Annotated in this window: 15 protein-coding genes; 5 read left to right on the top strand and 10 right to left on the bottom strand. The window is 66.2% G+C overall.

Annotated elements, in window-relative coordinates; genetic code table 11:
* The first annotated feature begins 115 nt into the window (after positions 1 to 115).
* Entirely contained in the window at positions 116 to 979 is an 864-nt protein-coding gene (locus ACSFBF_RS15710) for an LOG family protein (RefSeq protein WP_093051216.1), read from the top strand.
* A gap of 17 nt (positions 980 to 996) precedes the next feature.
* On the opposite strand, the gene ACSFBF_RS15705 is transcribed toward ACSFBF_RS15710, so the two are convergent.
* From ACSFBF_RS15705 to pncB, 8 genes are all read right to left on the bottom strand, one after another.
* On the bottom strand, positions 997 to 1,662 hold the full coding sequence (locus tag ACSFBF_RS15705; RefSeq protein WP_435468466.1) for a TetR/AcrR family transcriptional regulator: 666 nt from the start codon (positions 1,660 to 1,662) through the stop codon (positions 997 to 999).
* Positions 1,663 to 1,670: 8 nt separating this feature from the next.
* Positions 1,671 to 2,126, bottom strand: a complete 456-nt coding sequence (locus ACSFBF_RS15700) for a hypothetical protein (RefSeq protein WP_435468464.1) — start codon at positions 2,124 to 2,126, stop codon at positions 1,671 to 1,673.
* A gap of 83 nt (positions 2,127 to 2,209) precedes the next feature.
* Positions 2,210 to 3,739 carry an MFS transporter gene (locus tag ACSFBF_RS15695; RefSeq protein ID WP_435468462.1) on the bottom strand — a complete coding sequence of 510 codons (1,530 nt, stop codon included), beginning with the start codon at positions 3,737 to 3,739 and terminating at the stop codon, positions 2,210 to 2,212.
* A 112-nt stretch (positions 3,740 to 3,851) separates the two neighbouring features.
* On the bottom strand, positions 3,852 to 5,015 hold the full coding sequence (locus ACSFBF_RS15690; RefSeq protein WP_435468460.1) for an MFS transporter: 1,164 nt from the start codon (positions 5,013 to 5,015) through the stop codon (positions 3,852 to 3,854).
* Positions 5,012 to 6,397, bottom strand: coding sequence for a DNA recombination protein RmuC (locus ACSFBF_RS15685; protein ID WP_435468458.1), 1,386 nt, complete (start codon positions 6,395 to 6,397; stop codon positions 5,012 to 5,014). The genes ACSFBF_RS15690 and ACSFBF_RS15685 overlap by 4 nt, the downstream gene beginning before the upstream one ends.
* 20 nt (positions 6,398 to 6,417) lie before the next feature.
* Positions 6,418 to 7,398 carry a 2-hydroxyacid dehydrogenase gene (locus tag ACSFBF_RS15680; protein ID WP_435468456.1) on the bottom strand — a complete coding sequence of 327 codons (981 nt, stop codon included), beginning with the start codon at positions 7,396 to 7,398 and terminating at the stop codon, positions 6,418 to 6,420.
* Between the two features lie 25 nt (positions 7,399 to 7,423).
* Entirely contained in the window at positions 7,424 to 8,842 is a 1,419-nt protein-coding gene (locus tag ACSFBF_RS15675; RefSeq protein WP_435468454.1) for a sodium:proton antiporter, read from the bottom strand.
* A 37-nt stretch (positions 8,843 to 8,879) separates the two neighbouring features.
* A complete protein-coding gene (gene pncB, locus ACSFBF_RS15670; protein WP_435468452.1) occupies positions 8,880 to 10,100 on the bottom strand; it encodes a nicotinate phosphoribosyltransferase in 1,221 nt (406 codons plus the stop codon).
* Positions 10,101 to 10,277: 177 nt separating this feature from the next.
* Here pncB and ACSFBF_RS15665 point away from each other — a divergent pair, with 177 nt between their 5' ends.
* Together ACSFBF_RS15665 and ACSFBF_RS15660 are read left to right on the top strand one after the other, a co-directional pair.
* Positions 10,278 to 10,511, top strand: a complete 234-nt coding sequence (locus ACSFBF_RS15665; protein WP_258353921.1) for a CsbD family protein — start codon at positions 10,278 to 10,280, stop codon at positions 10,509 to 10,511.
* Positions 10,512 to 10,558: 47 nt separating this feature from the next.
* Positions 10,559 to 10,966: a hypothetical protein gene (locus ACSFBF_RS15660; protein ID WP_435468449.1), complete on the top strand. Its 408-nt coding sequence runs from the start codon at positions 10,559 to 10,561 to the stop codon at positions 10,964 to 10,966.
* A gap of 33 nt (positions 10,967 to 10,999) precedes the next feature.
* Here ACSFBF_RS15660 and ACSFBF_RS15655 read toward each other — a convergent pair whose 3' ends face one another.
* Positions 11,000 to 11,446 carry an acyl-CoA thioesterase gene (locus tag ACSFBF_RS15655; protein ID WP_435468447.1) on the bottom strand — a complete coding sequence of 149 codons (447 nt, stop codon included), beginning with the start codon at positions 11,444 to 11,446 and terminating at the stop codon, positions 11,000 to 11,002.
* A 230-nt stretch (positions 11,447 to 11,676) separates the two neighbouring features.
* Between ACSFBF_RS15655 and ACSFBF_RS15650 the strand changes: the two genes are divergently transcribed.
* Together ACSFBF_RS15650 and ACSFBF_RS15645 are read left to right on the top strand one after the other, a co-directional pair.
* On the top strand, positions 11,677 to 12,228 hold the full coding sequence (locus tag ACSFBF_RS15650) for a phasin family protein (protein ID WP_093077725.1): 552 nt from the start codon (positions 11,677 to 11,679) through the stop codon (positions 12,226 to 12,228).
* Between the two features lie 129 nt (positions 12,229 to 12,357).
* Positions 12,358 to 13,116, top strand: coding sequence for a 3-hydroxyacyl-CoA dehydrogenase (locus ACSFBF_RS15645; RefSeq protein WP_435468445.1), 759 nt, complete (start codon positions 12,358 to 12,360; stop codon positions 13,114 to 13,116).
* Here the strand turns inward: ACSFBF_RS15645 and ACSFBF_RS15640 are convergent.
* Complete coding sequence (locus ACSFBF_RS15640; RefSeq protein ID WP_435468443.1) at positions 13,064 to 14,011, bottom strand: YihY/virulence factor BrkB family protein; 948 nt, start codon at positions 14,009 to 14,011, stop codon at positions 13,064 to 13,066. The genes ACSFBF_RS15645 and ACSFBF_RS15640 overlap by 53 nt on opposite strands.
* Positions 14,012 to 14,046 lie beyond the last annotated feature (35 nt).

The following is a 14,046-nucleotide window of genomic DNA, read 5'->3' as shown; positions in this document are numbered from 1 at the left end:
GGCTCCCCCGCTGACCCCACCCTCGAAAAAGGCTCCGAAAGGAGCCTTTTTTGTTTGGTGGGCATGGTGGTTGCAACGCTGCACAATCTCCAAGGTACTTCTGTCTGGTTTCCCCATGAACAACACGCACAACATTCACGACAAACGCCTGGCCGATGCCTGGGCCACCCTCCGGTCCCATGCCGACCAGGGCCTGCCGCTCGACCCCGATCCCTCGCGCATCGCCTTCGCCGACCCCGAATTCCTGTTGCGCCGCGAGACGCGCGGCATCCGCATGCAGCTCGAGCTGATGAAGCCCGACATCGAGCAGCGCGCCCATGGCATCGAAAACACCGTGGTGGTGTTCGGCAGCGCACGCTTTCGCAGCGAGGAAGACGCTGCCGCCATGATCGCGCAGGCCGATGCCAGCGGCGACGCAGCGGCGTCCGAGCGCTGGCGCCGGCTCGCGCGCAACTCGCACTACTACGAGAAGGCGCGCGCCTTCGGCAAGCTGGTCGCCCAGTACAGCAACGACAAGGAGCCGCAGGACAAGCTCTTCGTCTGCACCGGCGGCGGCCCCGGCATCATGCAGGCGGCCAACCGCGGCGCGCACGAGGGCGGCGGCCTCTCCGTCGGCCTGGCCATCGCGCTGCCGATGGAAGAAGAAGCCAACCCGTACGTCACGCCGGCGCTGAGCTTCAAGTTCCACTACTTCGCCATCCGCAAGATGCATTTCATGATGCGTGCGAAGGCGCTGGTCGCATTCCCGGGCGGCTTCGGCACGCTCGACGAGCTCTTCGAGGTGATCACGCTGGTGCAGACGAAGAAGTCGAAGCCGGTGCCGATCGTGCTGTTCGGCTCCGACTACTGGAAGCGGCTGATCGACTTCGACTTCCTGGTCGAAGAGGGCGTGATCTCGCCGGGCGACGTGAAGCTCTTCGAATACGTCGACGCGCCGGAAGACGCGTGGAGCGCAATCAAGCGCTTCTACAAGCTCTGAACTGAACCGCGCCGGGTTCAGTCGGCGCTGTCATCCTCGGCCGGATGCAGCGCCTGCTCGAGGAATCTCGTGAGCGTGCGCGCGCGGCGCTGGCGTTCCGCTTCGCCGGTCTGCCCCATCGCCACTGCATCGTCGGCCACGCCGTGCAGCGCATTGAAGAGGATCACGGCCGAGAGGGTTGCGTCCTCTACGTCCCAGAAGCCGGCGGCATCGCCCTGCTTCAGCAGCCCGACCAGTTGCGTGATGACCGCGTTGTCGTTGCGCATGCGGCGGTCTTCGGGCCGGTACTCGTGGAACACCACGTCGTGCAGGGCGACGTTGTCCAGGTAGGTTTCGAGCCCCGTTTCCACCCAGGCCTTCAGGCGCGCGTGATAGTTGTCGGGCCGGTGGCGGTCCATGGCCTCTTGCAGCCGCGCGCAGAAGGTGTCGACAAAGCGCTGCTGCAATGCGCCGAGCATCGCCTCCTTCGACGGAAAGTACAGGTAGAAGGTGCCCTTGGCCACCTGCGCGCCGGCCGCGATGTCGTCGATGCTGGTGGTGGCGATGCCCTTCGCGATGAAGAGGCGCTCGGCGGCGTCCATCAGCGCGGCGGCGCGCGTTTCGGGCGCCTTGGTGCGGCGGCGTGGCGCAGCCTCTCCCTCGGGAGACGTGGGAATCGTGACGGTGTCGCTGCTCTTGACCATCGGCTGCCTCAGGAAGCGGCCGCCGCCAGACGGGCCGAGCGGATCGCCGCACGCACGGCCGCCAGATCGAAAGGCAGGCCGCGCGGCGCCATCACGCGCTCGCCGAGCCACACCAGCGCGTCGTCGGCGTCGGCAAAGATGCTGGCGGGCACGCCGAAGAGTTTCTCGACATTCATCTTGCGCATTTTCTCGTACTGGTCGGCGGGCACCACGCTCGCCATGCCCATCATATGGCGGCGGATGTCGGCGCCGCGCTCCTGCAGCCACTGCCTGGCGCTCTGCGCGCTGCCTTCGGGGTGGACCAGCGCATCGGCGTCGGCGAACACGCGCAGCGAGGCAAAGGGCTCGCCGCGGTCGAGCCAGCGGTTCCAGTCTTCGGTGAAGGCCTGCATGCCTTCGAGTGTCTGAAGCCCGGCCGAAACGCTGATGACGAGAGGCCATTGGCTGAGTTCGTGATGGATCATGAAAAGCTCCTTGGGAAAAATCGAACGAAGGCGCGCACGAAAGCGCACCGGCACGTATGCGGCGGGCATGGCTGGACGAAGCCTCAGGCGCGCGCGGGCAAGGCGGCGGCGCGGGGCCGCACGCTCACGAGCAGCCCCGCCGCCAGGAGGCCGGCGATGCCGGCGCAGGCCACGGCGGCGTGGAAGCCACCGGCCAGTGCGCTGGTCAGGAGGCTGTGCGCGGTAGACGCGTCGAGCGATGCCAGCGCGCTCAGGTCGTGCCTGCCAACCGCTGCTGCGGCCGCCTGCCGCGCATTGGCCAGGCCCGCCTGCCCGAGCGCATCGGCAAGCAGCGACGTGGCGCGCGTGCTCATCAGCGTGCCGAGCAGCGCGATGCCGATCAGCATGCCGGCCTGGCGCAGCGCGTTCATCGTGGCCGAGGCCATGCCCGAGCGCTGCGCCGGCACCGACGCCATCACGGCCGTGCTCGTGGCCGGCACCGCGAGGCCGGTACCCGCGCCGAGGAACACGAACAGCAGCGCCAGCAAGGCATAGGGCGTGTCGGCGGAGAAGAGCGTCAGCAGCAGCATCGCACCGCCGATGAGGCCGTAGCCCACGACCATCAGCGTGTGCACGTCGAAGCGCTTTGCGAGACGGCCGAACTGCGAGGCCACGACGCCGGTCGCGACGAACTGCGGCACCAGCCGCCAGCCGGTGTCGCTGGGCGACCAGCCCTGCACCTGCTGCAGGAACAGCGAGAAGAAGAACAGGCTGGCGTACGCCGAGAACCCGAGCACGAATGACGCGAAATTGGTGACCGAGAAGCGCGCATCGCGGAACAACCCGAGCGGCAGCAGCGGCCGCGCCACGCGAGCCTCCACCATCAGGAACAGCGCGAGGCCGATGGCGGCCGCCACCAGTGCGCTCGCCGCCTGCACCGAGCCCCAGCCATGCTCGCCTGCCACGATCAGCCCATAGGTCAGCGCGCCCAGCCACAGCACGCTGAGCACCTGGCCGACAGGATCAAGCGCCGCATGCTCGGGATGCGAGCTTTCCTTGATGCCCCAGAGCCCCAACCCCACCGTCAGCAGACCGATCGGAATGTTGATGAGGAAGATGCTCTGCCAACCCGCGTGGTCCACCAGCAGTCCACCGAGCAACGGCCCGAGGATCAGCGACAGCGCCGTGAACGACGACCAGCCGCCGATCACCCGCGCCCTTTCGGCCGGGTCTGGAAATGCATGGGCCATCAGCGACAGCGCGCCCGGAATCATCAGCGCGCCGGCCACGCCCTGCACCGCCCTGCCCGCCAGCAAGACCGGCAGGCTGCCGGCCATCGCGCACATCGCCGAGCCGATGGTGAACACGGCCACGCCGGCCAGCCAGGCGCGCTTGCGGCCGTAGCGGTCGCCCAGCGGCCCCGCCGACAGCATGAAGGCCGAGAGGCACAGCGCGTAGATGTCGATCACCCACTGCAGGCCGGCGAGGTCGGTGGAGAGCGCCCGCTGCAGCGTGGGCAACGCGACGTTGACGATGCTCACGTCGAGCGTGGCGATGAAGCTGCCGAGGTACACCGCGGCAACCAGCGCGAGACGGCGGCGCGGGTCGGCCGCAGCCTGAGTGTGGGAGTCCATGAACGCCTTCAAGGTCGTTGAAGAAGGCGCTGATACTGACTTCAAGTCAGTAAATTGTCAATCAAATGAGAATTGCTCTTATTTGGAACGTGGATTTCCCGCCCTCACCCCGTCAGACCTTGAGGCCCCAGGTAGCGCGCGCGCCAATCGCCACCACGCCCCCCACCACCCAGAACACGCCGCCGATGCCGATCACCGCGCCAAGCGAGCCGAACAGCATCGGCATTGCCACGCTCGACGCGTTGATCGTCATGAGCCGCAAGCCCAGTGCCTCGCCGTGGCGGGTGTGCGGCGTGATCTGGTGAAGCATGCTCATCACCATCGGCTGCACCGCGCCCAGCGCGAAGCCAAGCACCACCGAGCAGATGCCCATGGTCCAGGCCGAATCCAGCAGCGGATAGATCGCGAACACCATCGCCGTGACCGCCGTCGAGCTCAGGATCACGCTGCGCTCCGACGCCCGCGAGGCAATCATCGGCAGAACCACGCGGATGACCGCTGCCGCGATGGCGAAGGCGCCGAGGATCGAGCCGATCACCGAAGCGCTGATGCCCCGGTCGTGCCCCAGCACTGGCAGCACGAAGGCGTGCACGTCCCAGCTCGACGACTGCAGCCAGTTCACGAACAGCAGGCGACGGAACATCGGCTCGCGCAGCAGGTCCCAGGCGCGCGTCGGCTTGGCGCCCGCCACGGGGGCGGTGGGCGGCGGCTCGTGCGCGCCGCGCGCGAGCATCCAGCAGAGGATGGGCAGCGCCGCCATCACCGCGAAGCAGATGCGGAACGCGAGCATGTCCGCGGGCGCGCGGCCCGCATGGTCGATCAGCATGCCGGCCAGGAACGGCCCGACGAAATTGGCCACGGCCGGCGCAATGGCGAGCCAGCTGAACACACGCTTGAGCTGCGTTGCGTTGGTGGCCGAGCGCCCCACGTGCCGCTGCAGCGCGATGACTGTCGCCCCCGTCGCGCCGCCGGTCAGCAGGGCTGCGACGCACATCACCGGAAAGATCGGGAAGATCCCCACCAGCCCCGCGCCGACGACCGCCGCGATGACCGACAGCCACAGCGGTCGCTTGAAGCCGTACCGGTCGGCAAAACGCCCTGCCGGCAAGGCGAGAAAAACCTGGGTCAGCGCAAACAGCGAGATCAGCACGCCGACCGCTGCCGCGCTGTAGCCCTGCTGAAGTGCCAGCAGCGGCGTGGCGAGCCGCATGCCGGCCATGGTGGCGTGCAGGCACACCTGGGCGCCGATGACACGCAGCAGTTCGGAGCCTTTCACGGGGTGTCTTCGCCCTCGCTGTCGGGTTCGGCGTCGGTGCCGGCCGTGGGCGGCAACAGCGCCTGGGCCTGCGCCTCGGGCAGCGCCTCGACCTTGCGCAGCGCCAGGCGCATCTGCCGGGCGCGCGTATCGGCCTTATCGAGCGTGTCCGAGGCCTTGGCCACCTGTTCCTTGATGCGCGCGACCCATTCGCCATAGCGCTCGAACTCGGTCTTCACCGCGCCCAGCACCTTCCAGACCTCGGACGCCTGCCGCTCCAGCGCCAGGGTGCGAAAGCCCATGTGCAGGCTGTTGAGCATCGCGAGCAAGGTGGTCGGGCCGGCCAGCGTCACGCGATGCTGGCGCTGCACCGCATCCATCAGGCCGGGCCGGCGCAGCACCTCGGCATAGAGGCTTTCGACCGGCAGGAAGAGGATGGCGAAGTCGGTGGTGTGTGGGGCCGCGAGGTAGTTGTCGGCAATCGACTTGGCCTCGGTGCGGATGCGCGCTTCGAGCGCCTTGGCAGCCAGCTCGGCGCCCGCGGCGTCGGCTCGTTCGTGCGCATCGATGAGCCGCTCGTAGTCGTCGCGCGGGAACTTGGCGTCGATGGGCAGCCACACCGGCGCGCCGTCGTCGCCGCGGCCCGGAAAGCGAATTGCGAAGTCAACACGCTGCCCGCTGCGCGGCTTGGTCTCGATCTGCTTGGCGTACTGGTCGGGCGTGAGCACCTGTTCGAGCAGCGCTTCGAGCTGCACCTCGCCGAAGATGCCGCGCGTCTTCACGTTGGTCAGCACGCGCTGCAGGCTGCCGACGCCCACGGCCAGCGTCTGCATTTCGCCGAGGCCTTTGTGCACCTGCTCGAGCCGGTCGGCCACCTGCTTGAAACTTTCGCCGAGGCGCGCTTCGAGCGTGCTCTGCAGCTTTTCGTCGACGGTCTTGCGCATCTCGTCGAGCTTGGCGGCGTTGGTCTGCTGCAGCTGTGCGAGCTGCGTTTCCATCGTCTCGCGCACTTCCGACAGGCGCCGTGCGTTCGATTCGCTCAGGCCCTGCAGCTGGGTGTTGAGCGTGTCGGCCAGCGTCTTCTGCAGCGACGCGAGCTGCAGCGAGAAGGCATCGAGCTGCGCGTTCTGCGTGCGCGTGGCTTCCGCGCCCTGCTGCACCAGCGCCTGCTGGAAGGTGGCAAAGGCCTGCGCGGTTTCCTGCCGCGCGCCGCGCGAACTCTCGCCGATGTCGTTGCGCAATTCGCGCTCGGTGCGCTCGTTGGCCGAGCCCAGCGCAGCCAGCACGCGCAACACGTCGCCGTGGTCGGGCGGGGGCTGCCGGCCGGCCAGCAGCCAGATCACCAGCACGAGCTGGATGACCGCGAGTACGGCCAGTGCGATAAGAACCAGTGAAGTGTCCAAGGTTGCGGTATCGCCTCTGCCTATTTGCCGGGCACTGGCGTCACGGGCGTCAGCGGTCCCTTGCCGCCGAAGTACGCGATGAGGTTGTCAGCCGCGAGGTCGGCCATGGCGCGGCGCGTGGGCACGGTGGCGCTGGCGATGTGCGGCGTCAGCACCACGTTGGGCACGGTCAGCAGGTCGGGGTGGACCTTGGGCTCGCCCTCGAACACGTCGAGGCCAGCGGCGGCAATGCGCTTTTCGCGCAGGGCCACGGCCAGGGCCGCGTCGTCGACGATGCCGCCGCGCGCGATGTTGACGAGCGTGGCGGTCGGCTTCATCAGCGAGATCTCGGCCGCACCGATGGTGTGATGCGAAGCCGGCGAGTAAGGCACCACCAGCACCACGTGGTCGGCGGTCTTGAGCAGCTCTTCCTTGCTCGCGTAGCTGGCCTTGCATTCGGCTTCGAGCGCCGCGTCGAGCTTCGAGCGGTTGTGATAGATCACCTTCATGCCGAAGCCGTGCGCGCCGCGCTTGGCAATGCCCTGCCCGATGCGGCCCATGCCGATGATGCCCAGCGTCGAGCCGTGGATGTCGGAGCCCGCGAACATGTCGAAGCTCCACTTCTGCCACTTGCCCGCGCGCAGGAAGTGTTCGCTCTCGGTGATGCGGCGTGCCGTGGCCATCAGCAGCGCAAAGCCGAAGTCGGCGGTGGTCTCGGTCAGCACGTCGGGTGCATTGGTGCCGAGCACGCCGTGCGCGGCCATCGCATCGACGTCGAAGTTGTTGTAGCCCACGGCCATGTTGGCGCAGATTTTCAGGTCGGGGCAGGCGTCGAGCACCGCGGTGTCGATGCGCTCGCTGCCGGTGGTGAAGGCGCCCTGCTTGCCTTGCAGCTTGGCGATCAGCTGTTCCTTGCTCCAGCTCTCGTCCGACTGGTTCGACTCGACCTCGAAATGCTGCGACAGGCGTTCGATGGTCTCGGGAAAGATCGCGCGCGCGACCAGGATCTTGGGCTTGCTCATGATGTTGTCTCTCTGCGAAAGAAGGTCAGCGGAAGAAGATGAAGGTGCAAATGACGAACAGCGGAACCAGAATGGCCACCGACCACGCCATGTAGCCGAAGAAGCTCGGCATGCGCACGCCGCGGCTCTCGGCGATGGCCTTGACCATCAGGTTGGGCGCGTTGCCGATGTAGGTGTTGGCGCCCATGAACACCGCGCCGGCCGAAATGGCAGCCAGCGTGCTGGCGTAGGTGGTCATCAGCGCAGCCGGGTCGCCGCCCGCGGTGTTGAAGAACACCAGGTAGGTCGGTGCGTTGTCGAGGAAGGAGCTAAGCACGCCGGTGGCCCAGAAGTACATCGCGGGATCGGGCTGGCCGTCGGCGCGCGTCACGGCCGAGACGATGGCGCCGAACGGGCCCTGCGTGCCGGCCTTGAGCATCGCGATCACCGGGATGATGGTCAGGAAGATGCCCGCGAACAGCTTGGCCACTTCGGCCATGGGTTCCCACTCGAACTGGTTGTCGGCGTGCACCTTGGGCGCGGTGAGCTTGTACGAGACCAGCGCGATCAGCGCCAGCCCCACGTCGCGCACCAGCCCCGGCAGGCCGACTTCGGTGCCGAACACGTCGAAGGTCACGGGCGACTTCCAGAAGCCGCTGAGCAGCACCAGCGCGACAACGCCGCCCAGCAGCCAGAAATTGGCGGCACCGTCGAAGCCGATGCCTGGCGTGTCGGGCGTCGGGTCGACCGGCATCACGCCTTCCTTGCGGTAGTAGTGGCGGTCGATCACGTAGAACAGCACCAGCAGCACGCCGAGGATGAAGATCGTTTCAGGCAGGATGTTCTGCGCGGTCCAGAAGAAGCCCACGCCCTTCAGGAAGCCGAGGAACAGCGGCGGGTCGCCCAACGGCGTGAGCGCGCCGCCCGCGTTCGACACGATGAAGATGAAGAACACGATCACGTGCACCTTGTGCAGGCGGTTGTCGTTGGCACGGATCAGCGGCCGTATCAGCAGCATCGAGGCGCCCGTGGTGCCCATGAAGCTCGCGAGCACCGCGCCGATGGCGAGGATCGCCGTGTTGAGGCCGGGCGCACCGTGCAGGTTGCCGCGAATGTGGATGCCGCCCGCCACGGTGAACAGCGCCGTCAGCAGGATGATGAACGGGATGTACTCGGCCACCAGCGCATGCACGAGCTGCACGCCGGCAAGCTGCACGCCGAAGGCCCCGGCAAAGGGCAGCAGGAACGCCAGCGCCCAGGCCGCGGAAATCTTGCCGTAGTGGTGGTGCCAGAACACGGGCGCGAGCAGCGGCAGCAGCGCGATCGACAACAGGATGCCGGCAAACGGCACACCCCACAGCGGCGAGAGGCTGCCGCCGTCGAAGTCGGCGGCCGAGGCCAGGGCGGGAAGAAAAAGCAGCGGCAGCGGCACTGCGGCCGCCTTCAGTCGAATCGTTTTTTGCATGGGGGGCTGTACCGTACCAGAGAGGTCAGTACAGCCTTCAAACCGGGGGTTGTTCGATTTCGAACACCTGGCGCAGGTACGCCAGGTATTTTTCGTCCTCGCACATGTTCTTGGACGGCGTGTCCGACAGCTTGGCCACCGGCTGATCGTTGCAGTGGATCATCTTGATGACGATCTGCAGCGGCTCGTAGCCCAGGTCGTTGGTGAGGTTGGTGCCGATGCCGAAGGCCAGCTGGCAGCGGCCGCGGAACTGCTGGTACAGCTCGATGGTGCGCGGCACCGTGAGGCCGTCGCTGAAGATCAGCGTCTTGGTGAGCGGGTCGACCCGGTTGGCGATGTAGTGCGCGAGCATGCGCTCGCCCCACTGGAACGGGTCGCCGCTGTCATGGCGCGCCCCGTCGAAGAGCTTGCAGAAGTACAGATCGAAGTCGCGCAGGAAGGCGCTCATGCCGTACACGTCGGACAGCGCAATGCCCAGGTCGCCGCGGTACTCGCGCGCCCAGCTCTCGAAGCCGAAGATCTGGCTGTCGCGCAGCCGCGGGCCGAGCGCCTGGCAGGCCTGCAGGTACTCGTGGGCCATGGTGCCCAGCGGGATCAGGCCGAGCTTCATGGCGTACAGCACGTTGCTGGTGCCCGCGAGCTGCGGCAGCCGCGTGCCGGGCGGTGCCTGCACCGGCGGCGAAGTGACGGCGCCGAGGCGCGCGGTGAGAGTGCGCAGCACCTCTTCGTGCCAGTCTTTCGAGAAGCGGCGGCGGGTGCCGTAGTCGGCGATCTTCAGGTCGGCGAGGCCGGCGTCCTGCAGCTGGGTGATCTTGGTTTCGAGGCGGCGGCGGCCTTCCGCGATGTCTGGCTTCTTCTGCGTGTTGCGGAAGTACACCTCGTTGACGATGGCCAGCACCGGGATCTCGAACAGGATGGTGTGCAGCCACGGCCCCTTGATGCGAATCTCGAGCTCGCCCGAGGGCTGGGGAATGATGTTGATGTACTTCTCGTTGAGCCGGAAGAGCCCGAGGAAGTCGACGAAGTCGCTCTTGATGAAGCGCATCGAGCGAAGGTAGGCCAGCTCGGCGTCGCGGAACTGCAGCGAACAGAGGCTGCGCACCTCGTCGCGGATCTGGCCCGCGAACTGGGCCAGGTCGACACCGGGGTTGCGGCACTTGAAGCGGTACTCGACCCGGGCCCCCGGGAAGTGATGCAGGACCACCTGCATCATCGTGAACTTGTAGAGGTCGGTGTCGAGCAGGCTGTGAATGATCATGGTGCTGGGCGCGGTGTCTCAAACTTTTCGGCGGCCGTTCGATTATCACGGGGCGCGTCGGCCTCTGCCTACGGGGCCTGGACAGCACGTCCTACCGGGAGGGTGAATCGCCCCCGCGACAGTGATTTCACGGCGGCGCACACAGCCCGTCGAATCAACTGTCTCAAGGAGATTCGCATGAACAAGGACACCATCGAAGGCAACTGGAAACAGCTCAAGGGCAAGGTCAAGGAGCAATGGGGAAAGCTGACGGACGACGACTTCGACGTCATCGCCGGCAAGCGCGACCAGTTGCTCGGCCGCATCCAGGAACGCCACGGCATCAGCCGCGAAGAGGCCGAGAAGCAGGTCAAGGACTGGGAATCGCGCGACGGCCGCACGCCGGACGCGATCTGGTTCGAACGCTACTGAGCGCTGAGCGCCCCTGAATTCCATCAACTTCCAAAGGAAAACATCCCATGAAAAAGCATCTACTCATGCTGGCCCTCGCCTCCACCTGCTTCGTGGCCACGCAAGCCAGCGCCATGACCAAGGACGAATACAAGGTCTCCAAGGAAAAGATCGAGGCCGACTACAAGGTCGCCAAGACCCAGTGCGACACGATGAAGGACAACGCCAAGGACGTCTGCCAGAAGGAAGCCAAGGGCAAGGAAGACGTTGCCAAGGCGGAGCTCGAGCAGCAGTACCAGCCGAGCGACAGCCACGCCCGCAACGTGGCTGAAGAGAAGGTGAAGGCCATCTACGAAGTCGCGAAGGAAAAGTGCGACGACCAGAAGGGCGAAGCCAAGACCGCCTGCGTGAAGCAGGCCAAGGCGGATGAAGCCCAGGGCAAGGCCGACATCAAGGCCATGAAGAAGACCATGTAAGGTCTTCGTGGCGGGTGGCCTCGCTTGCTCAGGTCAGTTCTTGAGCGAATCGACCACCCGCTGCAGCGCCTCGGGCAGCGGCACCGGCCGCTGCGTGGCGCGGTCCACGTAGACGTGGACGAAGTGGCCTTGCGCCGCGGCGGTATCAGCCCCCTCGGCGAACAACGCGATCTCGTAGCGCACGCTCGAGCGCCCCGCTTGGGCCACCCGGACGCCAGCTTCCACCGTCTGCGGGAACGCGATTGGCGCAAAGTAGTTGCACTGCGTCTCCACCACGAAGCCGATGACCTGGCCCTGGTGGATGTCGAGCGCGCCGCGCTCGATCAGCAGCGCATTCACTGCCGTATCGAACCAGCTGTAGTAAACGACGTTGTTGACGTGGCCGTACATGTCGTTGTCGGCCCAGCGCGTCGGGATGCTGCGAAACGCGCGGTAACCATTGCGTGCGTGCGGGGTGGGTTTGGTGGGGGCACTGCTCATCGCGCGGCATTTTGCCAGTGGCCAGACGCCGTCGAAGGCAGCCTAGGACTTGAACGGGCCGGCCCGACGACCGAATTTAGAAGACGGCTTCTAAATTGCTGCAGGGCAGCAAAAACCCCTTGATCGCAAAACTCAGCTGCCTATACTTGAGGCCATGCTGCACCGCAACATAGACGGCGAGACAGCGCAACGTGAACCGACCACTCAATCATCCCTTCTGGAGATCCCAAATGGCCCTGACCGCTGACCAAATCCTCGCCGCTCAAAAAGCAAACCTCGAAACCCTGTTCGGCCTGACCACCAAGGCTTTCGAAGGCGTCGAAAAGCTCGTCGAACTGAACGTGACCGCTTCGAAGGCCGCCCTGGCCGAAGCCCAGAACACCGCCCAGGCTGCCCTGAGCGTCAAGGACGCACAAGAACTGCTGACGCTGCAAGCCAGCCTGTTCCAGCCCCTGGCTGAAAAGACCGCTGCCTACAGCCGTCACCTGTACGACATCGCCCAAGGCACCGGCGCCGAATTCTCCAAGGCTTTCGAAGCCAAGGCTGCTGAAGCCCAGCAAGCCTTCGTCGGCCTGGTCGACAGCGCTTCCAAGAACGCCCCCGCCGGTTCGGAAACCGCCGTTGCCGTCCTGAAGAGCGCCGTGGCTGCCGCCAACAACGCTTTCGAATCGGTTCAAAAGGCCGTCAAGCAAGCGTCGGACGTCGCCGAAGCCAACTTCAACGCCGTGTCGACGCAAGCCGTTGCCGCTGCGAAGACCGCGACCGCTTCGCGCAAGCGCTAAGCCGCCGACCACCACCAGTTGTCTCCTTGGGTCCTCACGGATCCAATTCAGGGCCTCATCCTCGGATGAGGCCTTTTTTTTGGCCCGGCGGGCGTCTTCGATAATGCCGGTCTAATCCAGGAGACTTCAATGCAGATCGATGGCAAGGTTTTTATCGTGACCGGTGGCGCTTCGGGCCTCGGCGAAGGCACGGCGCGCATGCTGGCCGCCAACGGCGCCAAGGTGGTGATCGCCGACATGCAGGCTGACAAGGGCGAAGCCGTTGCAAAGGAAATTGGCGGCGTGTTCGTCAAGTGCGACGTGAGCCAGGAAGCCGACGGGCAGGCAGCCGTGGCCGCCGCGCTCAAGCTCGGCAAGCTGGTCGGCCTCGTCAACTGCGCCGGCATCGCGCCAGCCGAGAAGACGGTGGGCAAGAACGGCCCGCACGCGCTGGCCGTGTTCAGCAAGACCGTCACGGTCAACCTGATCGGCAGCTTCAACATGATCCGGCTCGCGGCCGACGCCATGAGCAAGAACGAGCCCGAAGCCACCGGCGAGCGCGGCGTGCTGATTTCCACCGCCTCGGTCGCCGCCTACGACGGCCAGATCGGCCAGGCCGCCTACAGCGCCTCGAAGGGCGGCGTGGTCGGCATGACGCTGCCCATCGCCCGCGACCTCGCGCGCAGCGGCATCCGCAACATGACCATCGCCCCCGGCATCTTCGGCACGCCCATGCTGTTCGGCATGCCGCAGGAAGTGCAAGACGCGCTGGCCGCCAGCGTGCCCTTCCCTTCCCGCCTGGGCACGCCCGAGGACTACGCCAAGCTCGCCAAGCACATCATCGAGAACGACATGCTCAACGGCGAAGTGATTCGTCTGGACGGAGCGATTCGATTGGCGCCCCGCTGACCTCGGAGGCTGGCAGCTTCGTGCTGCCGGTGCGATCCAGGCGCTCGTAGTTCGCGATCACCTGGGCCCCGAGCAACACCAGCATGGCGGCGATCTCCAGGCTCAGCAGCACCACGATGGCCGTGGTGAGCGAGCCGTAGACCACGTTCACCTGCGACAGCGTCGAGAAATACCAGATCAGCACACGCCGCGTGGCCTCCCACAGCAGCGCGGCCGTGATGCCGCCCAGCAGGGCATGGCGCAGCGACATGCGCCCGGCCGGCATCACGAGGTAGAGCGAGGTCAGCATGAAGATCTCGCCGCCCAGCCCCAGCAGGTACAGCAGCAGCCCCGAAACGCCCGACAGCGACCAGCTGCGCCCCAGCAGGTCAACGCTTTCCCGCCCCACCAGCTGCAGCGCGCCCGACACCAGCGTGACCAGCAGCAGCCCCACGCACAGGCACAGGATGTAGATGTACGGCATGGCCACCGACACCAGGAAGTGGCGCTTGTGGTCGGCCTTGCGGTGGTGAAAGATCACCGCCATCGCGCTTTCGAGCACGCTGAAGGCCAGCGAGCTGAAGAAGAGCATCGTCACCAGCAGCACCGGCCCCAGCACGTCGCGGTGGTCCAGAAAGCTCGACAGTTCGGCCACGATGGCTTTCGACTGCCCCGGCAGCAGCCAGCCCAGGTACTGTCCGATGGTGCGCAGCAGCTCGGCCTGCTCGATAACGTGCGACAGCGCGATCACACTCACGATCAGCAGCGGCACGATGGACAGCAGCGCGTAGTACGCCACCGCCCCCGCGAGCAGCAGCCCCTGGTTGGCGCGAAATTCCTTCAGGGCATCCCAGGCAAATCTCAGCGGATGGCGCAGCAGCGGCGCGATGTGTTGCAGGGGTTTGGGCGTCGTCATGCGTTGATTCCGGTCGCATTCAGTATGCCGTCCGG

Origin of the sequence: Variovorax nivicola, from assembly GCF_051216475.1 — a bacterium.
Lineage (GTDB): Bacteria > Pseudomonadota > Gammaproteobacteria > Burkholderiales > Burkholderiaceae_C > Variovorax.
This window is presented reverse-complemented; position numbering and strand designations above follow the sequence as displayed.